The 23,825-nt window shown below is 67.2% G+C and carries 21 protein-coding genes and 1 pseudogene; 20 read left to right on the top strand and 2 right to left on the bottom strand.

Going from position 1 to position 23,825, the window contains the following annotated elements; all coding sequences use genetic code 11:
- Positions 1-87: 87 nt before the first annotated feature.
- From rplJ to HY68_RS07100, 9 genes and pseudogenes are all read left to right on the top strand, one after another.
- Positions 88-645 (top strand): 50S ribosomal protein L10, encoded by a 558-nt coding sequence (gene rplJ / locus HY68_RS07140; RefSeq protein WP_041985792.1) that lies wholly within the window; start codon positions 88-90, stop codon positions 643-645.
- A gap of 83 nt (positions 646-728) precedes the next feature.
- Complete coding sequence (gene rplL, locus HY68_RS07135; protein ID WP_041985787.1) at positions 729-1,112, top strand: 50S ribosomal protein L7/L12; 384 nt, start codon at positions 729-731, stop codon at positions 1,110-1,112.
- Between the two features lie 578 nt (positions 1,113-1,690).
- A complete protein-coding gene (rpoB, locus tag HY68_RS07130) occupies positions 1,691-5,173 on the top strand; it encodes a DNA-directed RNA polymerase subunit beta (RefSeq protein ID WP_041985784.1) in 3,483 nt (1,160 codons plus the stop codon).
- Positions 5,174-5,272: 99 nt separating this feature from the next.
- Positions 5,273-9,178 (top strand): DNA-directed RNA polymerase subunit beta', encoded by a 3,906-nt coding sequence (locus HY68_RS07125; RefSeq protein ID WP_041985781.1) that lies wholly within the window; start codon positions 5,273-5,275, stop codon positions 9,176-9,178.
- 327 nt (positions 9,179-9,505) lie between these two features.
- Positions 9,506-9,877, top strand: coding sequence for a 30S ribosomal protein S12 (gene rpsL, locus HY68_RS07120; protein ID WP_003948652.1), 372 nt, complete (start codon positions 9,506-9,508; stop codon positions 9,875-9,877).
- Positions 9,878-9,879: 2 nt separating this feature from the next.
- Positions 9,880-10,350 carry a 30S ribosomal protein S7 gene (gene rpsG, locus HY68_RS07115; protein WP_041985779.1) on the top strand — a complete coding sequence of 157 codons (471 nt, stop codon included), beginning with the start codon at positions 9,880-9,882 and terminating at the stop codon, positions 10,348-10,350.
- A 38-nt stretch (positions 10,351-10,388) separates the two neighbouring features.
- A complete protein-coding gene (gene fusA, locus HY68_RS07110; RefSeq protein WP_041985776.1) occupies positions 10,389-12,518 on the top strand; it encodes an elongation factor G in 2,130 nt (709 codons plus the stop codon).
- Between the two features lie 154 nt (positions 12,519-12,672).
- Positions 12,673-13,866 (top strand): elongation factor Tu, encoded by a 1,194-nt coding sequence (tuf, locus tag HY68_RS07105; RefSeq protein WP_041985773.1) that lies wholly within the window; start codon positions 12,673-12,675, stop codon positions 13,864-13,866.
- 150 nt (positions 13,867-14,016) lie between these two features.
- Positions 14,017-15,339, top strand: a pseudogene (locus tag HY68_RS07100) (RNA ligase family protein); the annotation flags it as partial.
- A gap of 224 nt (positions 15,340-15,563) precedes the next feature.
- On the opposite strand, the gene HY68_RS07095 reads toward HY68_RS07100, so the two are convergent.
- On the bottom strand, positions 15,564-16,148 hold the full coding sequence (locus HY68_RS07095) for a Uma2 family endonuclease (RefSeq protein WP_041985768.1): 585 nt from the start codon (positions 16,146-16,148) through the stop codon (positions 15,564-15,566).
- Positions 16,149-16,274: 126 nt separating this feature from the next.
- On the opposite strand from HY68_RS07095, the gene HY68_RS07090 reads away from it, so the two are divergent.
- Complete coding sequence (locus tag HY68_RS07090; protein WP_052457036.1) at positions 16,275-16,901, top strand: hypothetical protein; 627 nt, start codon at positions 16,275-16,277, stop codon at positions 16,899-16,901.
- An 8-nt stretch (positions 16,902-16,909) separates the two neighbouring features.
- On the opposite strand, the gene HY68_RS07085 is transcribed toward HY68_RS07090, so the two are convergent.
- Positions 16,910-17,599, bottom strand: coding sequence for an NAD(P)H-dependent oxidoreductase (locus HY68_RS07085; protein ID WP_041985763.1), 690 nt, complete (start codon positions 17,597-17,599; stop codon positions 16,910-16,912).
- Positions 17,600-17,675: 76 nt separating this feature from the next.
- Between HY68_RS07085 and HY68_RS07080 the strand changes: the two genes are divergently transcribed.
- From HY68_RS07080 to rpsC, 10 genes are all read left to right on the top strand, one after another.
- A complete protein-coding gene (locus HY68_RS07080) occupies positions 17,676-18,554 on the top strand; it encodes a sigma-70 family RNA polymerase sigma factor (RefSeq protein WP_041985760.1) in 879 nt (292 codons plus the stop codon).
- Positions 18,555-18,607: 53 nt separating this feature from the next.
- A complete protein-coding gene (locus tag HY68_RS07075) occupies positions 18,608-18,970 on the top strand; it encodes a DUF1304 domain-containing protein (RefSeq protein WP_041985756.1) in 363 nt (120 codons plus the stop codon).
- A 499-nt stretch (positions 18,971-19,469) separates the two neighbouring features.
- On the top strand, positions 19,470-19,778 hold the full coding sequence (gene rpsJ / locus HY68_RS07070; protein WP_003948644.1) for a 30S ribosomal protein S10: 309 nt from the start codon (positions 19,470-19,472) through the stop codon (positions 19,776-19,778).
- Positions 19,779-19,792: 14 nt separating this feature from the next.
- Positions 19,793-20,443: a 50S ribosomal protein L3 gene (gene rplC, locus HY68_RS07065; RefSeq protein ID WP_041985750.1), complete on the top strand. Its 651-nt coding sequence runs from the start codon at positions 19,793-19,795 to the stop codon at positions 20,441-20,443.
- Positions 20,443-21,102: a 50S ribosomal protein L4 gene (gene rplD / locus HY68_RS07060; protein ID WP_041985747.1), complete on the top strand. Its 660-nt coding sequence runs from the start codon at positions 20,443-20,445 to the stop codon at positions 21,100-21,102. The genes rplC and rplD overlap by 1 nt, the downstream gene beginning before the upstream one ends.
- Complete coding sequence (gene rplW / locus HY68_RS07055) at positions 21,102-21,512, top strand: 50S ribosomal protein L23 (protein ID WP_041985745.1); 411 nt, start codon at positions 21,102-21,104, stop codon at positions 21,510-21,512. The genes rplD and rplW overlap by 1 nt, the downstream gene beginning before the upstream one ends.
- A 47-nt stretch (positions 21,513-21,559) precedes the next feature.
- On the top strand, positions 21,560-22,396 hold the full coding sequence (gene rplB / locus HY68_RS07050; RefSeq protein ID WP_041985742.1) for a 50S ribosomal protein L2: 837 nt from the start codon (positions 21,560-21,562) through the stop codon (positions 22,394-22,396).
- 12 nt (positions 22,397-22,408) lie between these two features.
- Positions 22,409-22,690: a 30S ribosomal protein S19 gene (rpsS, locus tag HY68_RS07045; RefSeq protein WP_041985739.1), complete on the top strand. Its 282-nt coding sequence runs from the start codon at positions 22,409-22,411 to the stop codon at positions 22,688-22,690.
- Positions 22,691-22,732: 42 nt separating this feature from the next.
- Entirely contained in the window at positions 22,733-23,080 is a 348-nt protein-coding gene (gene rplV, locus HY68_RS07040) for a 50S ribosomal protein L22 (RefSeq protein ID WP_041985736.1), read from the top strand.
- On the top strand, positions 23,080-23,825 hold a 746-nt coding region (gene rpsC, locus HY68_RS07035), incomplete at its 3' end, for a 30S ribosomal protein S3 (RefSeq protein ID WP_041985733.1). The genes rplV and rpsC, both read left to right, overlap by 1 nt.

The raw sequence follows: 23,825 nt of genomic DNA, 5'->3' as shown, positions 1-23,825 counted from the left end.
CTACGCCCCGTGCGCCTGCGCCGGGGCGTTTCGTTTTGCGCAGCCCCTTCTGAGCGGTCCTCATCACCCGGAAGGAGGCCGACGCTCATGGCAAGGCCCGACAAGGCTGCCGCGGTAGCCGAGCTGACGGACCAGTTCCGCAGCTCGAACGCCGCCGTGCTGACCGAGTACCGGGGTCTCACCGTGGCGCAGCTCAAGGAGCTGCGTCGTTCGCTCGGTGAGAACACCCAGTACGCCGTGGTGAAGAACACGCTGACCAAGATCGCGGCCAACGAGGCCGGGATCAACACGCTGGACGACCTGTTCACAGGTCCGACGGCGGTTGCCTTCGTCACCGGTGACCCGGTGGCGTCGGCGAAGGGTCTTCGTGACTTCGCCAAGGACAACCCCAACCTCATCATCAAGGGCGGTGTCCTTGACGGTAAGGCGCTGTCCGCCGATGAGTTCAAGAAGCTCGCGGACCTCGAGTCCCGCGAGGTTCTGCTCGCCAAGCTGGCCGGTGGCCTGAAGGCGTCCATGGCCAAGGCCGCGGCGACCTTCCAGGCTCCGCTCACGGAGTTCGCCCGCACCGCGGAAGCACTTCGCGCCAAGGTCGAGCAGGGCGGTGCCGGTACGCCGGCTCCCGCCGAGGCCGACGCCGAATAGTTCGGCTTCGCGTCACAGCGGGCCCCGTACGCCCGCCGTCTATATACATCCGGCACCTGCCGACTTAGTGGAAGGACGCCATCATGGCGAAGCTGTCCCAGGGCGAGCTGCTTGAGCAGTTCGAGTCGCTCACCCTCATCGAGCTCTCCGAGTTCGTGAAGGCCTTCGAGGAGAAGTTCGACGTCAAGGCTGCCGCCCCCGTGGCCGCCGCCGCTGTCGGTGGCGGCGCCGCCGTGGCCGAGGCCGTCGAGGAGCAGGACGAGTTCGACGTCATCCTCACGGGTGCCGGCGAGAAGAAGATCCAGGTCATCAAGGTTGTGCGCGAGCTCACCTCCCTGGGCCTCAAGGAGGCCAAGGACCTCGTGGACGGCGCCCCGAAGCCCGTCCTGGAGAAGGTCACCAAGGAGCAGGCGGAGAAGGGTGCCGAGTCCCTCAAGGCCGCCGGCGCCTCCGTCGAGGTCAAGTGACCTCGTAGCGACCTCGCGCCGCCAGGGCCTCTCGTTCGGCTGAGAGGCCCCGGGGCGCAGCGTTGACGTGAAGGGCGATCACCCATCCGGGTGGTCGCCCTTCGGCGTGCCCGCGAGGGGTACCTTGTTCTCCGTACGCCTGCGAGTATCGTGATCATTACCGCGCCTTCCGTGCGCCCGGTGGGGATCCGAGGGACGGCTCCCGGGGGCGGGGGCCTTGACGAACCGCACGCAGCGCGCAATTCTCAGGACGCGTCGTCACAATCGATCCGGATCCGAGGCATGGATCGAAGGCGAAGAGGGCAGTATCGATGTGCGCCTACGGCGCGAGGCTTGCCGCAGTTGAGACAAGGTGTTGAGAGCGACGAGGGTCTTCCAAAACCCGCGCTGGACATCAGTGTGCCAAGTGGCTACACTGACCCTTTGCGCTGCCTGTTAGCTGCTCCCTGCCCGTCACCAGGGGCACCCTCTCGTACGAACATCGGCGATCAAAAGCCCTAGCTGGGGTTTCTGTCTCCGTGTCCGTACTTGGGACCGGTACGCGCGTAGTGAGTCCGAGCCCTCGGAAGGACCCCCTCTTGGCCGCCTCGCGCAACGCCTCGACCACGAATATGAACAACGGCGCCAGCACCGCCCCGCTGCGCATCTCCTTTGCAAAGATCAAGGAGCCCCTCGAGGTTCCGAACCTCCTTGCGCTGCAGACCGAGAGCTTTGACTGGCTGCTCGGGAACGCCGCTTGGAAGGCTCGTGTCGAGGCGGCTCTCGAGAACGGGCAGGACGTCCCCAGGAAGTCAGGTCTGGAGGAGATCTTCGAGGAGATCTCTCCGATCGAGGACTTCTCCGGGTCGATGTCGCTGACCTTCCGCGACCACCGCTTCGAGCCTCCCAAGAACTCGATCGACGAGTGCAAGGAGCGCGACTTCACGTACGCGGCTCCGCTCTTCGTCACCGCAGAGTTCACCAACAACGAGACCGGCGAGATCAAGTCCCAGACGGTCTTCATGGGCGATTTCCCGCTCATGACCAACAAGGGCACCTTCGTCATCAACGGCACCGAGCGTGTCGTGGTGTCCCAGCTGGTGCGCTCGCCGGGTGTGTATTTCGACTCCTCCATCGACAAGACGTCCGACAAGGACATCTTCTCCGCGAAGATCATCCCGTCCCGGGGTGCCTGGCTGGAGATGGAGATCGACAAGCGCGACATGGTCGGTGTCCGTATCGACCGCAAGCGCAAGCAGTCCGTGACCGTCCTCCTCAAGGCGCTCGGCTGGAGCACCGAGCAGATCCTTGAAGAGTTCGGCGAGTACGAGTCGATGCGCGCCACCCTGGAGAAGGACCACACCCAGGGCCAGGACGACGCACTGCTCGACATCTACCGCAAGCTGCGTCCGGGCGAGCCCCCGACCCGCGAGGCGGCCCAGACGCTGCTCGAGAACCTCTACTTCAACCCGAAGCGCTACGACCTCGCGAAGGTCGGCCGCTACAAGGTGAACAAGAAGCTCGGCGCTGAAGAGCCGCTGGACGCCGGTGTGCTCACCACCGACGACATCATCGCCACCATCAAGTACCTCGTGAAGCTCCACGCGGGCGAGACCGAGACGGTCGGCGAGAGCGGCAACCAGATCGTCGTCGAGACCGACGACATCGACCACTTCGGCAACCGCCGTCTGCGTAACGTCGGCGAGCTCATCCAGAACCAGGTCCGTACGGGTCTGGCGAGGATGGAGCGCGTCGTGCGTGAGCGCATGACGACCCAGGACGTCGAGGCGATCACGCCGCAGACCCTGATCAACATCCGGCCGGTCGTCGCCTCCATCAAGGAGTTCTTCGGCACCAGCCAGCTGTCGCAGTTCATGGACCAGAACAACCCGCTGTCGGGTCTCACCCACAAGCGCCGTCTGTCGGCGCTCGGCCCGGGTGGTCTCTCCCGTGAGCGGGCCGGCTTCGAGGTCCGTGACGTGCACCCCTCGCACTACGGCCGCATGTGTCCGATCGAGACCCCGGAAGGCCCGAACATCGGCCTGATCGGCTCGCTCGCCTCCTACGGCCGGGTCAACGCGTTCGGGTTCGTCGAGACCCCGTACCGCAAGGTCGTCAACGGCGTCGTCACCGACGACGTGGACTACCTGACCGCCGACGAGGAAGACCGCTTCGTCATCGCCCAGGCCAACGCGACGCTGTCCGAGGAGATGCGGTTCACCGAGCCGCGCGTCCTCGTCCGCCGTCGTGGCGGTGAGGTCGACTACATCCCCGGTGACGACGTCGACTACATGGACGTCTCGCCGCGCCAGATGGTGTCGGTCGCGACCGCGATGATCCCGTTCCTGGAGCACGACGACGCCAACCGCGCCCTGATGGGCGCGAACATGATGCGGCAGGCCGTGCCGCTCATCACGTCGGAGGCGCCGCTCGTCGGCACCGGCATGGAGTACCGCTGCGCGGTCGACGCCGGTGACGTCATCAAGGCGGAGAAGGAAGGTGTGGTCCAGGAGGTATCCGCGGACTACATCACCGTCGCCAACGACGACGGCACGTACACCACGTACCGCATCGCCAAGTTCTCCCGCTCGAACCAGGGCACCTCGGTCAACCAGAAGGTCGTCGTCAACGAGGGCGACCGCGTTGTCGAGAGCCAGGTGCTGGCCGACGGCCCGGCCACCGAGCAGGGCGAGATGGCCCTCGGCAAGAACCTCCTCGTGGCGTTCATGCCGTGGGAAGGCCACAACTACGAAGACGCGATCATCCTCAGCCAGCGGCTGGTCCAGGACGACGTCCTCTCCTCGATCCACATCGAGGAGCACGAGGTCGACGCCCGTGACACCAAGCTCGGCCCGGAGGAGATCACCCGGGACATCCCGAACGTCTCCGAAGAGGTCCTCGCGGACCTCGACGAGCGCGGCATCATCCGTATCGGTGCCGAGGTCGTCGCCGGCGACATCCTGGTCGGCAAGGTCACGCCCAAGGGCGAGACCGAGCTGACCCCGGAAGAGCGTCTGCTCCGCGCGATCTTCGGTGAGAAGGCCCGTGAAGTCCGTGACACCTCGCTGAAGGTGCCGCACGGCGAAGTGGGCAAGATCATCGGCGTCCGCGTCTTCGACCGTGAAGAGGGCGACGAGCTGCCCCCCGGTGTGAACCAGCTGGTGCGCGTGTACGTGGCGCAGAAGCGCAAGATCACCGACGGTGACAAGCTCGCCGGCCGACACGGCAACAAGGGCGTCATCTCGAAGATCCTGCCGATCGAGGACATGCCGTTCCTGGAGGACGGCACCCCGGTCGACATCATCCTCAACCCGCTGGGTGTCCCGTCCCGAATGAACCCGGGGCAGGTCCTGGAGATCCATCTCGGCTGGCTCGCCAGCCAGGGCTGGAAGGTCGAGGGCAGCGAGGACTGGATGGAGCGGCTGAAGGTCATCGGCGCCGACGACGTCGCGCCCGGTACCAATGTCGCCACCCCCGTCTTCGACGGCGCTCGCGAGGACGAGATCTCCGGACTCTTCGAGTCCACGATCCCGAACCGCGACGGCGAGCGCATGGTCAAGGGCTCCGGCAAGGCGCGGATGTTCGACGGCCGCTCCGGCGAGCCGTTCCCGGAGCCGATCTCGGTCGGCTACATGTACATCCTCAAGCTCCACCACCTGGTCGACGACAAGCTGCACGCCCGGTCGACCGGACCGTACTCGATGATCACCCAGCAGCCGCTGGGTGGTAAGGCCCAGTTCGGCGGTCAGCGCTTCGGTGAGATGGAGGTGTGGGCGCTGGAGGCTTACGGCGCCGCTTACGCCCTCCAGGAGCTGCTGACGATCAAGTCCGACGACGTGACCGGCCGCGTGAAGGTCTACGAGGCCATCGTCAAGGGCGAGAACATCCCCGAGCCCGGCATTCCCGAGTCCTTCAAGGTGCTCATCAAGGAAATGCAGTCGCTCTGCCTCAACGTGGAGGTGCTGTCCTCGGACGGCATGTCCATCGAGATGCGCGACACGGACGAGGACGTCTTCCGCGCGGCGGAGGAGCTCGGAATCGACCTGTCCCGGCGAGAGCCGAGCAGCGTCGAAGAGGTCTGACGGGTTGTCCGGCCGCCCTCGTCTCGGGGCGGCCGGCTCTCCCCGGACCCGTACAGACCATGATTTGAGACTCGACCCCGAAAGAGGGATTGACGACAAGTGCTCGACGTCAACTTCTTCGACGAGCTGCGGATTGGCCTCGCCACCGCGGACGACATCCGGACCTGGTCCCACGGCGAAGTGAAGAAGCCGGAGACCATCAACTACCGCACGCTCAAGCCCGAGAAGGACGGACTCTTCTGCGAGAAGATCTTCGGCCCGACCCGGGACTGGGAGTGCTACTGCGGCAAGTACAAGCGTGTCCGCTTCAAGGGCATCATCTGTGAGCGCTGTGGCGTCGAAGTCACCCGCGCCAAGGTGCGCCGTGAGCGGATGGGCCACATCGAGCTTGCCGCTCCCGTCACCCACATCTGGTACTTCAAGGGCGTCCCTTCCCGACTGGGATACCTGCTCGACCTCGCGCCGAAGGACCTCGAAAAGGTCATCTACTTCGCCGCGTACATGATCACGTTCGTGGACGAGGACCGTCGTACGCGCGATCTGCCGTCGCTGGAGGCGCATGTCTCCGTCGAGCGTCAGCAGACCGAGAACCGCCGCGACTCCGACCTCGAGGCCCGCGCCAAGAAGCTCGAGACCGACCTGGCCGAGCTGGAGGCCGAGGGCGCCAAGGCCGACGTGCGCCGCAAGGTGCGCGAAGGTGCCGAGCGTGAGATGAAGCAGCTGCGCGACCGTGCGCAGCGCGAGATCGACCGTCTCGACGAGGTGTGGAACCGCTTCAAGAACCTCAAGGTCCAGGACCTGGAGGGCGACGAGCTGCTCTACCGCGAGCTGCGTGACCGCTTCGGCACGTACTTCGACGGATCGATGGGTGCCGCGGCGCTGCAGAAGCGCCTGGAGTCCTTCGACCTGGACGAGGAAGCGGAGCGTCTCCGCGAGATCATCCGTACCGGCAAGGGCCAGAAGAAGACCCGTGCGCTCAAGCGCCTCAAGGTCGTCTCGGCGTTCCTGCAGACCAGCAACAGCCCCAAGGGCATGGTGCTGGACTGCGTGCCGGTGATCCCGCCGGACCTGCGTCCGATGGTGCAGCTGGACGGTGGCCGCTTCGCGACCTCCGACCTGAACGACCTGTACCGCCGTGTGATCAACCGCAACAACCGCCTCAAGCGTCTCCTTGACCTCGGTGCCCCCGAGATCATCGTGAACAACGAGAAGCGGATGCTGCAGGAGGCCGTCGACGCGCTGTTCGACAACGGCCGCCGTGGTCGCCCGGTGACCGGTCCCGGTAACCGTCCCCTGAAGTCCCTGAGCGACATGCTCAAGGGCAAGCAGGGCCGGTTCCGTCAGAACCTGCTCGGCAAGCGTGTCGACTACTCGGCGCGTTCCGTGATCGTCGTCGGCCCGCAGCTCAAGCTGCACCAGTGCGGGCTGCCGAAGGCCATGGCGCTCGAGCTCTTCAAGCCGTTCGTGATGAAGCGCCTGGTGGACCTGAACCACGCGCAGAACATCAAGTCGGCCAAGCGCATGGTCGAGCGCGGCCGCACGGTCGTGTACGACGTGCTCGAAGAGGTCATCGCCGAGCACCCGGTGCTGCTGAACCGTGCGCCGACCCTGCACCGCCTGGGCATCCAGGCCTTCGAGCCGCAGCTGGTCGAGGGCAAGGCCATCCAGATCCACCCGCTCGTCTGCACCGCGTTCAACGCGGACTTCGACGGTGACCAGATGGCCGTGCACCTGCCGCTGTCGGCAGAGGCGCAGGCCGAGGCCCGCATCCTGATGCTGTCCTCGAACAACATCCTGAAGCCGGCTGACGGCCGTCCCGTCACCATGCCGACCCAGGACATGGTGCTCGGACTCTTCTTCCTCACGACGGACGAGGAAGAGCGCAAGGTCATCGGCGCCGACCGGTCCTTCGGCTCCAGCGCCGAAGCCACCATGGCGTTCGACAACCGCGAGCTCTCGCTGCAGGCGAAGGTCGACATCCGCTTCCCGGTGGGCACCATCCCGCCGCGCGGCTGGACCCCGCCGGCCGGCGAGGACGGCGCGCCCGACACCGAGTGGCAGCAGGGCGACCCGTTCCGGCTGCGGACGACCCTGGGCCGCGCGCTCTTCAACGAGCTGCTGCCCGAGGACTACCCGTTCGTCGACTACTCGGTGGGCAAGAAGCAGCTCTCCGAGATCGTCAACGACCTGGCCGAGCGCTACCCCAAGGTCATCGTGGCGGCGACGCTCGACAACCTGAAGGCGGCCGGCTTCTTCTGGGCGACCCGCTCCGGTGTCACCGTGGCCATCTCCGACATCGTCGTTCCCGAGGCGAAGAAGGCGATCGTCCAGGGTTACGAGGCGCAGGACGAGCGCGTCCAGAAGCAGTACGAGCGCGGTCTGATCACCAAGGAAGAGCGCACGCAGGAGCTCATCGCGATCTGGACCAAGGCGACCAACGAGGTCGCCGAGGCGATGAACGCGAACTTCCCGAAGACCAACCCGGTCTCCATGATGGTGAACTCGGGCGCTCGCGGAAACATGATGCAGATGCGTCAGATCGCCGGTATGCGTGGTCTGGTGTCCAACGCCAAGAACGAGACGATCCCGCGTCCCATCAAGGCGTCGTTCCGTGAAGGCCTGTCCGTGCTGGAGTACTTCATCTCCACGCACGGTGCCCGTAAGGGTCTGGCCGACACGGCCCTGCGTACCGCCGACTCGGGTTACCTGACCCGTCGTCTGGTGGACGTCTCGCAGGACGTGATCATCCGCGAGGAGGACTGCGGCACCGACCGCGGTCTGAAGCTGAAGATCGCGGAGAAGGGCGCCGACGGCAAGCTGCGCAAGACCGAGGACGTCGAGACGTCCGTGTACGCGCGCATGCTCGCCGAGGACGTCGTCGTCGACGGCAAGGTCATCGCGCCGGCCAACGTCGACCTGGGCGATGTCCTGATCGACGCGCTGGTGGGCGCCGGGGTCGAGGAGGTCAAGACCCGTTCGGTCCTGACCTGCGAGTCCGCGGTCGGCACCTGTGCCTTCTGCTACGGCCGTTCGCTGGCCACCGGCAAGCTGGTCGACATCGGTGAGGCGGTCGGCATCATCGCCGCCCAGTCCATCGGTGAGCCCGGCACGCAGCTGACGATGCGTACCTTCCACACCGGTGGTGTGGCCGGTGACGACATCACCCAGGGTCTGCCCCGAGTCGTCGAGCTCTTCGAAGCCCGTACGCCGAAGGGTGTCGCCCCGATCTCCGAGGCCGCGGGCACCGTCCGCATCGAGGAGACCGAGAAGACGAAGAAGCTCGTCGTCACGCCCGACGACGGCAGCGAGGAGACGCCGTTCCCGATCTCCAAGCGCGCCCGTCTGCTCGTGGGTGAGGGCGACCGCGTCGAGGTGGGCCAGAAGCTCACCGTGGGTGCCACCAACCCGCACGACGTGCTGCGGATCCTCGGTCAGCGCGCGGTCCAGGTCCACCTGGTCGGCGAGGTCCAGAAGGTCTACAACTCGCAGGGTGTGTCGATCCACGACAAGCACATCGAGATCATCATCCGGCAGATGCTGCGCCGTGTGACGATCATCGAGTCCGGCGACGCGGAACTGCTGCCGGGCGAGCTCGTCGAGCGCTCGAAGTTCGAGACCGAGAACCGTCGTGTGGTCACGGAAGGCGGCCACCCGGCCTCCGGCCGTCCGCAGCTGATGGGTATCACCAAGGCCTCGCTGGCCACCGAGTCGTGGCTGTCGGCGGCGTCCTTCCAGGAGACGACCAGGGTCCTGACCGACGCGGCGATCAACGCCAAGTCGGACTCCCTGATCGGCCTCAAGGAGAACGTCATCATCGGTAAGCTCATCCCGGCCGGTACGGGTCTGTCCCGCTACCGCAACATCCGGGTCGAGCCGACCGAGGAAGCCAAGGCCGCGATGTACTCGGCCGTCGGCTACGACGACATCGACTACTCGCCGTTCGGTACCGGTTCCGGTCAGGCCGTGCCGCTGGAGGACTACGACTACGGTCCGTACAACCAGTAAGGCGTAGCGCACACACCGGAGGGCGGTCACCCCCTGGGGCGGCCGCCCTCCGGCGTGTGTGAATCACGTGTGACAGGTCCGTCAAACGGCCTCTCAGCATTTGTTTTGACCGGAGTCGATGAGGTAGGTACGCTCAAGCCTTGTGCCTGGGGTGTGCCTGGGCTCCTGTGCGTGTCCTCAACCGCACGCGGAGTTCGAGTATCGGCCACCGTAATCTGCGCCTTCTCCGCCCTCGGCGGGATTATGCAGTATTCGACACACCCGACCGCGTGGGTCGGCGATGTTCCAGGTTAGTTTTACGAACGGCACACAGAAACCGGAGAAGTAGTGCCTACGATCCAGCAGCTGGTCCGTAAGGGCCGGCAGGACAAGGTCGAGAAGAACAAGACGCCTGCGCTCGAGGGCTCCCCTCAGCGCCGTGGCGTGTGCACGCGTGTGTTCACGACCACCCCCAAGAAGCCGAACTCGGCGCTGCGGAAGGTCGCTCGTGTGCGACTGACCTCCGGCATCGAGGTCACGGCTTACATCCCGGGTGAGGGACACAACCTGCAGGAGCACTCGATCGTGCTCGTGCGTGGTGGCCGTGTGAAGGACCTGCCGGGTGTTCGTTACAAGATCATCCGCGGCTCTCTTGACACCCAGGGTGTCAAGAACCGCAAGCAGGCCCGCAGCCGCTACGGCGCCAAGAAGGAGAAGTAAGAATGCCTCGTAAGGGCCCCGCAACGAAGCGCCCGGTCATCATCGACCCGGTTTACGGTTCTCCTCTTGTCACCTCGCTGATCAACAAGATCCTGCTCAACGGCAAGCGTTCCACTGCCGAGCGGATCGTGTACGGCGCGATGGAAGGCCTCCGCGAGAAGACCGGCAACGACCCGGTCATCACGCTGAAGCGCGCGCTTGAGAACGTCAAGCCCGCTCTTGAGGTCAAGTCACGCCGCGTCGGCGGTGCCACGTACCAGGTGCCGATCGAGGTCAAGCCCGGTCGCGCCGCGACGCTCGCTCTGCGCTGGGTCGTGGGTTACTCCCGCGCCCGTCGCGAGAAGACCATGACCGAGCGCCTCCTGAACGAACTGCTCGACGCCTCCAACGGCCTCGGCGCTTCGGTCAAGAAGCGTGAGGACACGCACAAGATGGCCGAGTCCAACAAGGCCTTCGCGCACTACCGCTGGTAGTCGCTACCCACATCGAGACCGAGAGAAGATTGAGCCTTATGGCCACCACTTCGCTTGACCTGGCCAAGGTCCGCAACATCGGGATCATGGCCCACATCGACGCGGGCAAGACGACGACCACCGAGCGCATTCTGTTCTACACCGGTGTGAGCTACAAGATCGGTGAGGTCCACGACGGCGCTGCCACGATGGACTGGATGGAGCAGGAGCAGGAGCGCGGCATCACGATCACGTCTGCTGCGACGACCTGTCACTGGCCGCTCGACGACGTCGACCACACCATCAACATCATCGACACCCCGGGTCACGTGGACTTCACGGTCGAGGTGGAGCGTTCGCTCCGCGTCCTCGACGGTGCCGTCACCGTGTTCGACGGTGTCGCCGGTGTGGAGCCGCAGTCCGAGACGGTCTGGCGCCAGGCCGACCGGTACGGCGTCCCCCGCATCTGCTTCGTCAACAAGCTCGACCGTACGGGCGCGGAGTTCCACCGCTGCGTCGACATGATCGTGGACCGCCTCGGCGCGGTTCCGCTGGTCATGCAGCTCCCGATCGGTACCGAAGCTGACTTCAAGGGCGTCGTCGACCTCGTGACGATGAAGGCCCTTGTCTGGTCCGCCGAGGCGACCAAGGGCGAGATGTACGACACGGTCGACATCCCGGCGTCGCACACCGAGGCCGCTGAAGAGTGGCACGGCAAGCTCGTCGAGGCCGTCGCCGAGCACGACGACGCGATGATGGAGCTGTACCTGGAGGGCCAGGAGCCCACCGTGGAGCAGATGTACGAGGCGATCCGCCGCATCACGCTCGCGTCCAAGGGCGCCGCCGACTCCGTCACCGTCACCCCCGTCTTCTGCGGCACCGCGTTCAAGAACAAGGGCGTCCAGCCCCTGCTCGACGCTGTCGTGCGCTACCTGCCTTCTCCCCTGGACGTCGACGCCATCGAGGGTCACGACGTCAAGGACCCGGAGACGGTCATCAAGCGCCGGCCGTCCGAGGACGAGCCGTTCGCCGGTCTTGCGTTCAAGATCGCGAGCGACCCGCACCTGGGCAAGCTCACCTTCGTCCGGGTGTACTCCGGCCGTCTGGAGGCCGGCACCGCGGTGCTGAACTCCGTGAAGGGCCGCAAGGAGCGCATCGGCAAGATCTACCGCATGCACGCGAACAAGCGTGAGGAGATCGCGTCGGTGGGCGCCGGTGACATCGTCGCCGTGATGGGCCTGAAGCAGACCACCACCGGTGAGACGCTGTGCGACGACAAGAACCCGGTGATCCTGGAGTCCATGGACTTCCCGGCGCCGGTGATCCAGGTCGCCATCGAGCCCAAGTCCAAGGGTGACCAGGAGCGGCTGGGTGTTGCCATCCAGCGGCTCGCGGAGGAGGACCCCTCCTTCCAGGTTCACTCGGACGAGGAGACCGGCCAGACCATCATCGGTGGTATGGGCGAGCTTCACCTCGAAGTGCTTGTCGACCGCATGAAGCGCGAGTTCCGCGTCGAGGCGAACGTCGGTAAGCCGCAGGTCGCCTACCGTGAGACGATCCGTAAGGCCGTCGACCGGGTCGACTACACCCACAAGAAGCAGACCGGTGGTACCGGTCAGTTCGCGAAGGTGCAGATCGCGATCGAGCCCATCGAGGGCGGCGACGCGTCGTACGAGTTCGTGAACAAGGTGACCGGTGGCCGCATCCCGAAGGAGTACATCCCTTCGGTCGACGCGGGCGCGCAGGAGGCCATGCAGTTCGGCATCCTGGCCGGTTACGAGATGACCGGCGTGCGGATCACCCTGCTCGACGGTGGTTACCACGAGGTCGACTCCTCGGAGCTGGCCTTCAAGATCGCCGGCTCGCAGGCGTTCAAGGAGGGTGCCCGCAGGGCGTCCCCCGTGCTCATGGAGCCGATGATGGCTGTCGAGGTCACCACGCCCGAGGACTACATGGGCGATGTGATCGGCGACCTCAACTCCCGCCGTGGCCAGATCCAGGCCATGGAGGAGCGGAGCGGCGCTCGTGTCGTGAAGGGCCTCGTGCCCCTCTCGGAGATGTTCGGCTATGTCGGAGACCTCCGTAGCAAGACCTCGGGTCGCGCAAGCTACTCGATGCAGTTCGACTCCTACGCCGAGGTTCCGAGGAACGTCGCCGAGGAGATCATCGCGAAGGCCAAGGGCGAATAACTCACCCGAGTTCAGCCCGTAGCCTTGTCACCGGCAGGCACTGGGGCATTTCTTCCGCGACAGCGAGGAAATGTCCCGGGCCCCGGCATCCCAGCAAAGATCACCTGGCGCCGATGAGTAAGGCGTACCAGAACCACTCCACAGGAGGACCCCAGTGGCGAAGGCGAAGTTCGAGCGGACCAAGCCGCACGTCAACATCGGCACCATCGGTCACATCGACCACGGTAAGACGACCCTCACGGCCGCCATTACCAAGGTGCTGCACGACGCGTTCCCGGACCTGAACGAGGCCTCGGCCTTCGACCAGATCGACAAGGCTCCCGAAGAGCGCCAGCGCGGTATCACCATCTCCATCGCGCACGTCGAGTACCAGACGGAGTCGCGTCACTACGCGCACGTCGACTGCCCCGGTCACGCGGACTACATCAAGAACATGATCACGGGTGCGGCCCAGATGGACGGTGCCATCCTCGTGGTCGCCGCCACCGACGGCCCGATGCCGCAGACCAAGGAGCACGTGCTCCTGGCCCGCCAGGTCGGCGTGCCGTACATCGTCGTCGCGCTGAACAAGGCCGACATGGTGGACGACGAGGAGATCCTTGAGCTCGTCGAGCTCGAGGTCCGTGAGCTCCTCTCCGAGTACGAGTTCCCGGGCGACGACCTGCCGGTCGTCAAGGTCTCGGCGCTCAAGGCGCTCGAAGGCGACAAGGAGTGGGGCCAGACCGTCCTCGACCTGATGAAGGCCGTCGACGAGTCGATCCCGCAGCCCGAGCGTGACATCGAGAAGCCGTTCCTCATGCCGATCGAGGACGTCTTCACGATCACCGGTCGTGGCACCGTCGTCACCGGTCGTATCGAGCGTGGTGTCCTGAAGGTCAACGAGACCGTCGACATCGTCGGTATCAAGCAGGAGAAGACCACCACCACGGTCACCGGCATCGAGATGTTCCGCAAGCTGCTCGACGAGGGCCAGGCCGGTGAGAACGTCGGTCTGCTCCTCCGTGGCATCAAGCGCGAGGACGTCGAGCGCGGCCAGGTCATCATCAAGCCCGGTTCGGTCACGCCGCACACCGAGTTCGTGGCCCAGGCCTACATCCTGTCGAAGGACGAGGGTGGCCGTCACACCCCGTTCTTCAACAACTACCGCCCGCAGTTCTACTTCCGTACCACGGACGTGACGGGCGTGGTGACCCTTCCCGAGGGCACCGAGATGGTCATGCCGGGTGACAACACCCTCATGAACGTCTCGCTGATCCAGCCGGTCGCCATGGAAGAGGGCCTGAAGTTCGCCATCCGTGAGGGTGGCCGGACCGTGGGCGCCGGCCAGGTCACCAAGATCGACAAGTAGTTCTGCCGGTCTGACCTGGTCGCTCTCCGGAGCAGCCGTTACAGGGGCCCCGTATCCCGTCCGAGAGGACGGCGGTACGGGGCCCCTGTCCTGTGTCCGAGGGGTTTATTCGATGGCCCGCCCGCGTCCCCGGCTCCTACTGTGATCACCATGTGGACGCAGTACCCGCGCACCCCGCATCTGCCCTGGTCGCCGGGGGCGACGGCCGACGACGTGCGGGCCGTCGACCTGGCGGGGCTGCGTGGCCGTGAGGTCGTGGTCACGGAGAAGCTCGACGGCGAGAACACCACCCTGTACGCGGACGGTGTGCATGCCCGCTCCCTCGACTCGGGGCACCACCCGTCGCGCGCGTGGGTCAAGGGACTGCAGGGCCGCATCGGCGCGCTGATCCCGGCGGGCCACCGGGTGTGCGGGGAGAACGTGTACGCGCGCCACTCGATCCCGTACGGCGAACTCGACAGCTGGTTCTACGGATTCTCGGTCTGGGCCGGCGACGCGTGTCTGGGCTGGGACGACACCGTGCGCTTCCTGCGCCGGCTCGGGATCCCCGCCGCCCCCGTGCTGTGGCGCGGCACGTTCGACGAACGGGCCCTGCGCGGGCTGCGGTTGGACACCGTGCGGCAGGAGGGCTACGTCGTCAGGACCGCCGAGGGCTTCGGGCGCGCGGAGTTCGCGCGGCGCGTGGCCAAGTGGGTGCGGCCCCGGCACGTACAGACCGACACCCACTGGATGCATACGGCGGTCGTGGAGAACGGGCTCGGTCCCGCCGCCCCGCTGTGGGCCGTACGGTCCGGCGGGGCCGCCGATGTGCCGGAGCTGGTTGCCGCGGTGGGTCTCGGCGCGGGGGCTGACGCCGGCGTGGACGCGGTCGTGGCCGACGCGTGCGCGCGGCTCGATGTGCTGGGGCGCTCGGGGGACGCCCGGCTGGCCGGCGTACTGGCCGCGCTGTTCCACCGCGTGCCGCGGGCACGGCTCGCGGCCTCGCTCGCCGCCCCGCTGGGCATGGCGCAGGCGCGCCGCGTCGCCGACCTGGCGGGGCTGCACACGGGTCTGCACCGGCCGTTCCCCGACGAGGAGCGGCGCGCCGGTCTTGGCTCGTTGTCCGTCGCCGCCGATCTCGGCGTACTGCATGCCGTGTCCGCCGCCGTGCTGGCCGGGCGGACAGGGCCCGCAGCGGAGGCGGCGCGTGACCAGGTCGAATGGTCGGCGCTGCACGCGGAGGAGGCGGGGCTGCTGGGGGAGTCGCCGGCCGAGCCGCTGCGTGCGGGGGTCCGTGCGGCGCTCGCCGGGGCGTGCGGGCTGGAGGCGGACGCCGCCGACCGGTGCTGGGCGAAGGCCCGGGAGGCCTGGGCGGACGGCAGGATCAGTACGGCCGACGAGGCGGTGGCCGCGACCTGGCGGTGGCGGTCCGGGGACTTCCCCCGGCTGATCCAGCTCGTCGGCCCTTCGGGCAGCGGCAAGAGCACCTTCGCCGCCCGGCTCGACGGGGTCGGCACCCGGACGCCCACGCCTGGCCCCGCCCGCACACGACGACCCCCGACACCCTCCACTACGCGATAGGCCTGGGCCACACCCCACCGGACCCCGACCACCTGGCCACGATCGCCACGCCCTGGACCAGGGGCCTGCCGGGGGTCGAGGTCGAGTGGGCGCCGGGCGGAGCCGTAGGGACTCCGCGGTGAGGCAGCGCCGTCGTGTCAGGCGTAGCGCGGCAGTTGCTCGGTCGAGATGACCCACTCGCCGATGGTGATGTCCTCGCCGTAGACGAAGTCTTTCCGGGTGGCGTACCGAGGTCCGCTCGGAGTGGCGTGAATGTCGGAGCAGACGGCACCCGTACCGGTGCGGGGATCGAAGATCACGTACAGCGGGATGCCGAGCAGCGGATAGTCGCGCATCTTGCCGACCCAGTCGTTGTCCGGGTTCGACCGTGACACGACCTCGACGACCGCGATGAGGGAGCGCGGGTCGAAGGGACCGTCGATCTCCATGTCGGCTTCGGCGATCACCATCACGTCGGGATGGCGGACCACGCCTTCGCCCGCGTCTTCCACATCGGGCGTGCCGGTGTGCGCGAGCAGCCCCTCGGGCATGACCTTTTCCAGCCGCCGGCTGACGCGGGCCGCAGTCAGCTCATGAGGCCCGTCGGCCGCCATCATGTCGTGGACGATTCCTTCCTTGGTGATCTCCAGTTTGCCGGGGACGCTGTCCTGCATCTGCTCGACGATGTCGCGCATCGCCCGGTAGTGAAGGGCGTCATTGCGCGCGTGATCCGGGGCGGTCATGGCTCGCTCCTCACTGGGTCTGCGGCTCCGCCGGACTGCTGCTCTCATGCTATCCACGGCCAGGGAGCTACGGCGCTCGTGGGAAGCTGGGCGCTCGATGTTGGTGGCGGTGGGAGGAAGTCGGTCATGGCTATCGAGGACGTCGTGGTCTCCGAGGCGCTTCAGCGGATTCGGGCTCGGCTGGCCGAGCTGCCCGAAGGGCAGGGGAACGGGTACTGGTTGCCCTCCGGGTCCGAGGACGACCGGCGGGCTTATATCTCCGCCAATCGCGAGATCATCCGGGCCGCCGCCCAACACTGCGCCCTGCCCGCCGAGTTGCTGGCCGGGATCGCCTGGCAGGAGATCGGTGGCAATCCGCGCATCGTCGACGACGTGGCGTACGAGGTGCGGTCGGTCGTCCCCGGGCTCGAAGATCCCGACAAGACGTCCATGGGGCCGCTGGCCGTTCAAGTCCGGCGGGCCGCCGAGGTGTTGGGGTACGACCCCGAGTCGTTGGCCGGGGCGCAGCGGGATGTCGTGGTGGAGGCTGTCAGGGAGCCGCGGCAGAACATCTTCATCGCCGCCCAGTACCTGGCGCACGTCAAGACGGAGAGCGACTGCGCCGACGTGCCGGCCGAGCGGCTGACCCGTGAGCAGATGCAGGAGCTCGCCACCCGCTACAACGGCGGTCCCTACTACCGGGTCGAGATGGCGCAGGCGTACGGCCGTGAGTTCGCCAAGAATCTGGACGCCGCCCGCGAGGCCCTGGGGTAGCTCCGCTGTCAGTGCGCCAGGGCCGTGGTTTCCGCCCGGGCCGCCGCCAGTGACTCCGTCGCCAGCGGGCGGAACTCGGCCAGCGCCGGGAGGGCCGGTGCCACGGTCAGTTCGGCCGTGACGAAGCGCAGGTTCTCGTCCCGTACGCCGAGGCCCGCGAAGTACTTCCGCAGGTACGGCGTCTGGAAGTCCCAGCCCTCGCGCGGTGTGCCGGGGCCGTAAGCGCCGCCCCGCGCGCCCAGCACCACCACCTTCGTGCCGCGCAGCGCGCTCCCGCCGGTGGCCGGGTCGGTGAAGGCGCCGGGGAAGGTGATCCGGTCGATCCACGCCTTCAGCGACGCGGACACCGCGTAGTTGTACATCGGGGCGCCGATCACCACCGTGTCCGCCGTCAGCAGCTCCGTGATCAGCGGGTGGGTCAGCTCCCAGGTCTCCTTCTCGGCCGGGGTCCCGAGCAGTGCGTCCACCTCCTGCGGCGGGACGAGGCCTTCGCGCTCCAGCCGCCGCCCGAGCACGCAGTACGCGGTGTCGAGCGGCGGTACGGGGTCGGCCGCCAGGTCGCGGTAGCGGTAGCCGGCCGCCGGGCCGTGCGCGGCCCGCCAGGTGTCGGCGAACCGGGCGGTCAGCTGCCGGCTGACCGACTCGCCGGAGCGGTTGGCGCTGGAATCCAGGTGCAGCAAGGATGGCAAGGACGGCATCGGGGGATCTCCTGTCACTTCGGTTGTCTCGCGTTCGTCAGGGGGAGTGACGGAGCAGGACGAACAAAGGTGACCGATGGACGAGCGCGACGAACTGGCGGAACTCTTCGAGGCGGAGCGCGGCAAGCTGCGCGCCGTCGCCTACCGGATGCTCGGCTCCGTGACCGAGGCCGACGACGCCGTGCAGGAGACGTGGCTGCGGCTGGGCCGGGTCGACGCCGGCGAGCTGGACAACCTGCCCGGCTGGCTGCGCACGGTGGTCACCCGGATCTGCCTCGACGTCCTGCGCTCCCGCAGGGCCCGCCCCGAGTACGTGACCGGGCAGCCGCTCGACGAGGTCCCCGACCCGGCCCCGGCGGGCCGGCCGGAGGACGAGGCGCTGCTGGCCGACTCGGTGAGCCGTGCGCTGCTCGTGGTGCTCGGCACCCTCGCGCCGGCCGAGCGGGTCGCTTTCGTGCTGCACGACATGTTCGCCGTGCCGTTCGACCAGATCGCCCCCATCGTGGAACGCACCCCGGTCGCCACGAAGAAGCTTGCCAGCCGGGCCCGGCACAAGGTCCGGGGCGTCCCCGCCGCCCCGCCCGCCGAGCTGGCCCGGCACCGCCAGGTCATCTCGGCGTTCCTGACGGCGGCTCGCGCCGGTGACCTCCCCGCCGTCCTCGCCGTGCTCGCCCCCGACGTGGTGCGCACCGCCGACCTCGTCGCCGTACCGCCGGGCGGATCGCCGGTGGCGCGCGGCGCACGTGAGGTCGCCGAGGGGACGGTCGTCCTCGCTGACCGGTCGAAGCTCGCCGAACTGGCCCTGGTCGACGGCGCGGTAGGAGCCGTCGTGGCGCCCGGCGGCCGGCTGCTGTTCGCGCTCACCTTCACGGTCGAGGGGGACAGGATCGCCGCGTACGACGTGATCGCGGACCCCGCGCGACTGCGCGAACTCGACCTCGCCGTCCTCGGCTGACCGGCCGCCCGCTACTCTCTGCGGACCTGTTGATCCGAAGAGGGGTTCGAGCCGTGGATGTCGCCGCCGGTGTGCTGGTGGGTCTGGTCGCCGTGCTCCATCTCTACATCATGATCATGGAGATGTTCCTCTGGGAGCGCGGTCCGGGCCGCGGCCTCTCCGGCTTCGACGCCGAGATGGCGCGGGCGACCGCGCCGCTCGCCGCCAACCAGGGTCTCTACAACGGCTTCCTGGCGGCGGGACTCGTCTGGGGCCTCGTCGCCGACGACCCGACCGGGTACCGCGTGCGGGTCTTCTTCCTCTGCTGCGTGGTCGTCGCCGGGGTGTACGGGGGGCTCACGGCGAACCGGCGGATCCTGCTCGCGCAGGCGCTGCCCGGTGCCGTGGCGCTCGCCGCCGTCCTCGTCGCGGGCTGAGCCGGCGTCGCGGGCCGAGCCCGCCCGCCCCGAGGGGCACGGGGGAAACGCCTCGGAGGAGGGCCGGGGAAACGCCTCGAAGGGGCACGAGGATTCGTATCTGCCCCCGTGGGGTACTCTTTCCGGCCGCGATTGGCCAGGGCCACGGCCCCTATGGCACACTGTTCCAGTTGCTCGGTTGAGCGCCAATGCTGCACGCCTCCCGCCGGGAGGACCGGAAGCGAGTCCCACAGTACTCGTCGTCCTAACTGCCTTCCGGGGCAGCAATGGGACGGACGTACGGGAATCTTCCGGGAAGTGTCAGTGTGGTGCCGGCCAGGCACCCGGCGGGTGGTCTGCCCCCGGCTCGCGGCCTCGCGGTCCGCACCCCCTTGGTAGGGAAATCCTTCGGGAGTTCTTGTTGGAGGGGATGCGACACGCCCGACCACGGGGGTCGGAGCAGACGCAGTAGGCCCACCGGGTACCAGAGCGTTACGAGAGACAGGATTACGAAGCAGCCATGGCGGGACAGAAGATCCGCATCCGGCTCAAGGCTTACGACCACGAGGTCATCGACTCTTCCGCGAAGAAGATCGTCGAGACCGTGACGCGCACTGGCGCGTCGGTCGCAGGCCCGGTGCCGCTGCCCACTGAGAAGAACGTGTACTGCGTCATCAAGTCGCCGCACAAGTACAAGGACTCGCGCGAGCACTTCGAGATGCGCACGCACAAGCGCCTGATCGACATTCTCGACCCGACGCCCAAGACCGTTGACTCGTTGATGCGCCTGGACCTTCCGGCCGGCGTCGACATCGAGATCAAGCTCTGAGAGGCGCGGAAGAGATGGCAAAGCAGATCAAGGGCGTCCTGGGCGAGAAGCTCGGCATGACCCAGGTCTGGGACGAGAACAACCGTGTCGTCCCGGTGACCGTGGTCAAGGCCGGACCCTGCGTCGTTACCCAGGTCCGTACGAATGACTCCGACGGCTACGAGTCGGTCCAGATCGCCTTCGGCGAGATCGACCCTCGCAAGGTGAACAAGCCCCTCAAGGGCCACTTCGCCAAGGCCGACGTGACCCCGCGCCGCCACCTGGTGGAGCTCCGCACCTCCGACGCGTCCGAGTACACGCTCGGCCAGGAGGTCACTGCCGAGGTGTTCGAGTCCGGCGTCAAGGTAGACGTCACGGGCAAGAGCAAGGGCAAGGGCTTCGCCGGTGTCATGAAGCGTCACAACTTCCACGGCCTCGGCGCCGGTCACGGCGTCCAGCGCAAGCACCGCTCGCCCGGTTCCATCGGTGGCTGCGCCACCCCTGGCCGTGTGTTCAAGGGCATGCGCATGGCCGGCCGGATGGGCAACGAGCGCGTGACCACACAGAACCTGACCGTTCACGCCGTTGACGCGGAGAAGGGCCTGCTCCTGATCAAGGGAGCGGTTCCTGGTCCGAACGGCGGCCTCGTCCTGGTCCGTACCGCTGCCAAGGGGGCCGGTAACTGATGAGCACCGTTGACATCCTCTCGCCGGCGGGCGACAAGGCCGGGACCGTCGAACTCCCCGCGGAGATCTTCGACGCCAAGGTCAGCATTCCGCTGATCCACCAGGTCGTCGTCGCTCAGCTGGCCGCTGCCCGTCAGGGCACGCACAAGACCAAGACGCGTGGCGAAGTCCGCGGCGGTGGCAAGAAGCCGTACCGCCAGAAGGGCACAGGCCGCGCCCGTCAGGGTTCGACCCGCGCCCCGCAGTTCGCGGGCGGTGGCGTCGTCCACGGTCCCGTGCCGCGTGACTACTCGCAGCGCACCCCGAAGAAGATGAAGGTCGCCGCACTGCGCGGTGCCCTCACCGACCGGGCCCGTCACTCCCGTATCCACGTCGTCTCCGACGTGGTCGAGGGTGCGGCGTCCACCAAGGCTGCCAAGTCCCTGCTGGGCAAGGTCAGCGAGCGCAAGAACGTGCTCCTGGTCGCCGAGCGGGCCGACGAGGCCGCGTGGCTGTCCGCTCGCAACCTGCCCCAGGTGCACATCCTGGCGCCGGGCCAGCTGAACACGTACGACGTGCTCGTCTCCGACGACGTGGTCTTCACCAAGGCCGCATTCGAGTCTTTCGTGTCCGGCGCGCCGGCTTCACAGGCTGCTGAGACCGAAGGGAGCGAAGCCTGATGGCTACGCGTCACCCGAGCATCGCCTCCAAGGCGGCCAAGGCCGCCAAGGCTTCCCGTCAGGCCAAGGCCCGTCGTGAACCCGGCCCCACCGTTGAGACCCCGCTGAGCAAGACCCTCTCGGACCCGCGCGACATTCTCGTCAAGCCGGTCGTCTCCGAGAAGAGCTACGCACTGCTCGACGACAACAAGTACACGTTCGTCGTCGACCCGCGTGCCAACAAGACCCAGATCAAGCAGGCCGTCCAGGCGGTCTTCTCGGTCAAGGTCACCGGGGTCAACACGATCAACCGCCAGGGCAAGCGCAAGCGCACCCGCAACGGTTTCGGCAAGCGTGCTGACACCAAGCGCGCCATCGTGACCCTCGCTGAGGGCGACCGAATCGACATCTTCGGCGGCCCGACCTCCTGACGGAGGTCGAGTCGTTCAGAAGTCCGAGATCTTCCGAGGACTGAGAAATGGGTATCCGCAAGTACAAGCCGACGACGCCGGGCCGTCGTGGCTCCAGCGTCGCCGACTTTGTCGAGGTAACGCGGTCCACGCCGGAGAAGTCGCTGGTCCGCCCTCTGCACAGCAAGGGCGGCCGTAACAACGCCGGTCGTGTGACCATGCGCCACCAAGGTGGCGGCCACAAGCGCGCCTACCGCGTGATCGACTTCCGTCGTCACGACAAGGACGGCGTGCCGGCCAAGGTCGCGCACATCGAGTACGACCCGAACCGCACCGCGCGGATCGCGCTGCTGCACTACGCGGACGGCGAGAAGCGCTACATCATCGCCCCGGCCAAGCTGAGCCAGGGCGACCGGGTTGAGAACGGCGCAGGCGCCGACATCAAGCCGGGCAACAACCTTCCCCTGCGCAACATCCCGGTGGGTACGACGATCCACGCCATCGAGATGCGTCCCGGCGGCGGCGCGAAGATCTCCCGTTCCGCGGGTGCTTCGGTCCAGCTGCTGGCGAAGGAGGGCTCCATGGCCACCCTTCGTATGCCGTCCGGTGAAGTTCGCATGGTCGACGTCCGCTGCCGCGCCACGATCGGTGAGGTCGGCAACGCCGAGCAGTCGAACATCAACTGGGGCAAGGCCGGCCGTATGCGCTGGAAGGGCGTCCGCCCGTCCGTCCGCGGTGTCGCCATGAACCCGGTCGACCACCCGCACGGTGGTGGTGAGGGCAAGACCTCCGGTGGTCGCCACCCGGTCTCCCCGTGGGGTCAGAAGGAAGGTCGTACTCGCTCTCCCAAGAAGGCGAGCAGCAAGTACATCGTCCGCCGCCGCAAGACGAACAAGAAGCGCTAGGAGCGGGTTTAGATGCCGCGCAGTCTCAAGAAGGGGCCCTTCGTCGACGACCACCTGATCAAGAAGGTGGCTGTCCAGAACGAAGCGGGCTCCAAGAACGTCATCAAGACCTGGTCCCGTCGCTCGATGATCGTCCCGGACATGCTGGGCCACACGATCGCGGTGCACAACGGCAAGATCCATGTCCCGGTGTTCATCACCGAGTCGATGGTCGGCCACAAGCTCGGTGAGTTCTCGCCGACTCGCACCTTCCGCGGCCACGTCAAGGACGACCGGAAGTCGAAGCGCCGCTAACGCGGGGTGGAACCGACTATGACTCACACCGAAGGGACAACCATGGAAGCCAGGGCCCAGGCGCGGTACATCCGCGTCACGCCCATGAAGGCCCGCCGCGTGGTGGACCTCATCCGTGGCATGGACGCCACGGAGGCTCAGGCGGTCCTGCGTTTCGCCCCGCAGGCCGCGAGCGTGCCGGTAGGCAAGGTGCTTGACAGCGCCATTGCCAACGCCGCGCACAACTACGACCACTCCGACGCCAACACGCTGGTCATCAGCGAGGCGTACGTGGACGAGGGTCCGACCCTCAAGCGGTTCCGGCCGCGCGCCCAGGGGCGTGCCTACCGGATCCGTAAGCGGACCAGCCACATCACCGTGGTCCTCAGCAGCAAGGAAGGAACCCGGTAATGGGCCAGAAGGTTAACCCGCATGGGTTCCGGCTCGGCATCACCACGGACTTCAAGTCCCGCTGGTACGCCGACAAGCTGTACAAGGACTACGTCAAAGAGGACGTCGCCATTCGTCGCATGATGACGAAGGGCATGGAGCGGGCCGGCATCTCGAAGGTCGAGATCGAGCGCACCCGCGACCGCGTCCGCGTCGACATCCACACCGCGCGTCCGGGCATCGTCATCGGTCGCCGCGGCGCCGAGGCCGACCGTATCCGCGGCGAGCTGGAGAAGCTGACCGGCAAGCAGGTCCAGCTGAACATCCTCGAGGTCAAGAACCCCGAGGTGGACGCTCAGCTGGTGGCCCAGGCCGTCGCCGAGCAGCTCTCCTCGCGTGTCTCCTTCCGTCGCGCCATGCGTAAGAGCATGCAGTCGACGATGAAGGCCGGCGCCAAGGGCATCAAGATCCAGTGCGGTGGCCGCCTCGGCGGCGCCGAGATGTCCCGCTCGGAGTTCTACCGCGAGGGCCGTGTGCCCCTGCACACGCTCCGCGCGAACGTGGACTACGGCTTCTTCGAGGCCAAGACGACCTTCGGCCGTATCGGCGTGAAGGTCTGGATCTACAAGGGCGACGTCAAGAACATCGCCGAGGTGCGCGCCGAGAACGCCGCGGCGCGCGCGGGCAACCGTCCGGCACGTGGCGGCGGCAACGACCGTCCCGCAGGCCGCGGTGGCCGTGGTGGCGAGCGTGGCGGCCGCGGTGG

The sequence above is a fragment of the Streptomyces sp. AcH 505 genome (assembly GCF_000818175.1).
Classification (GTDB): Bacteria; Actinomycetota; Actinomycetes; order Streptomycetales; family Streptomycetaceae; genus Streptomyces.
The sequence above is the reverse complement of the archived record's forward strand: the minus strand, read 5'-3'. Positions and strand labels throughout refer to the sequence as shown.

Bases quoted from the DNA above. Each gene is read 5' to 3' on its own strand.
- rplD (WP_041985747.1), top strand. From the start codon at position 20,443: ATGAGCACCGTTGACATCCTCTCGCCGGCGGGCGACAAGGCCGGGACC.
- HY68_RS07090 (WP_052457036.1), top strand. From the start codon at position 16,275: ATGGCTATCGAGGACGTCGTGGTCTCCGAGGCGCTTCAGCGGATTCGG.
- rplV (WP_041985736.1), top strand. From the start codon at position 22,733: ATGGAAGCCAGGGCCCAGGCGCGGTACATCCGCGTCACGCCCATGAAG.
- rplC (WP_041985750.1), top strand. From the start codon at position 19,793: ATGGCAAAGCAGATCAAGGGCGTCCTGGGCGAGAAGCTCGGCATGACC.
- HY68_RS07095 (WP_041985768.1), bottom strand. From the start codon at position 16,148: ATGACCGCCCCGGATCACGCGCGCAATGACGCCCTTCACTACCGGGCG.
- rpsS (WP_041985739.1), top strand. From the start codon at position 22,409: ATGCCGCGCAGTCTCAAGAAGGGGCCCTTCGTCGACGACCACCTGATC.
- HY68_RS07085 (WP_041985763.1), bottom strand. From the start codon at position 17,599: ATGCCGTCCTTGCCATCCTTGCTGCACCTGGATTCCAGCGCCAACCGC.
- HY68_RS07080 (WP_041985760.1), top strand. From the start codon at position 17,676: ATGGACGAGCGCGACGAACTGGCGGAACTCTTCGAGGCGGAGCGCGGC.
- rplJ (WP_041985792.1), top strand. From the start codon at position 88: ATGGCAAGGCCCGACAAGGCTGCCGCGGTAGCCGAGCTGACGGACCAG.
- fusA (WP_041985776.1), top strand. From the start codon at position 10,389: ATGGCCACCACTTCGCTTGACCTGGCCAAGGTCCGCAACATCGGGATC.
- rplB (WP_041985742.1), top strand. From the start codon at position 21,560: ATGGGTATCCGCAAGTACAAGCCGACGACGCCGGGCCGTCGTGGCTCC.
- rplW (WP_041985745.1), top strand. From the start codon at position 21,102: ATGGCTACGCGTCACCCGAGCATCGCCTCCAAGGCGGCCAAGGCCGCC.
- rplL (WP_041985787.1), top strand. From the start codon at position 729: ATGGCGAAGCTGTCCCAGGGCGAGCTGCTTGAGCAGTTCGAGTCGCTC.
- rpsJ (WP_003948644.1), top strand. From the start codon at position 19,470: ATGGCGGGACAGAAGATCCGCATCCGGCTCAAGGCTTACGACCACGAG.
- rpsG (WP_041985779.1), top strand. From the start codon at position 9,880: ATGCCTCGTAAGGGCCCCGCAACGAAGCGCCCGGTCATCATCGACCCG.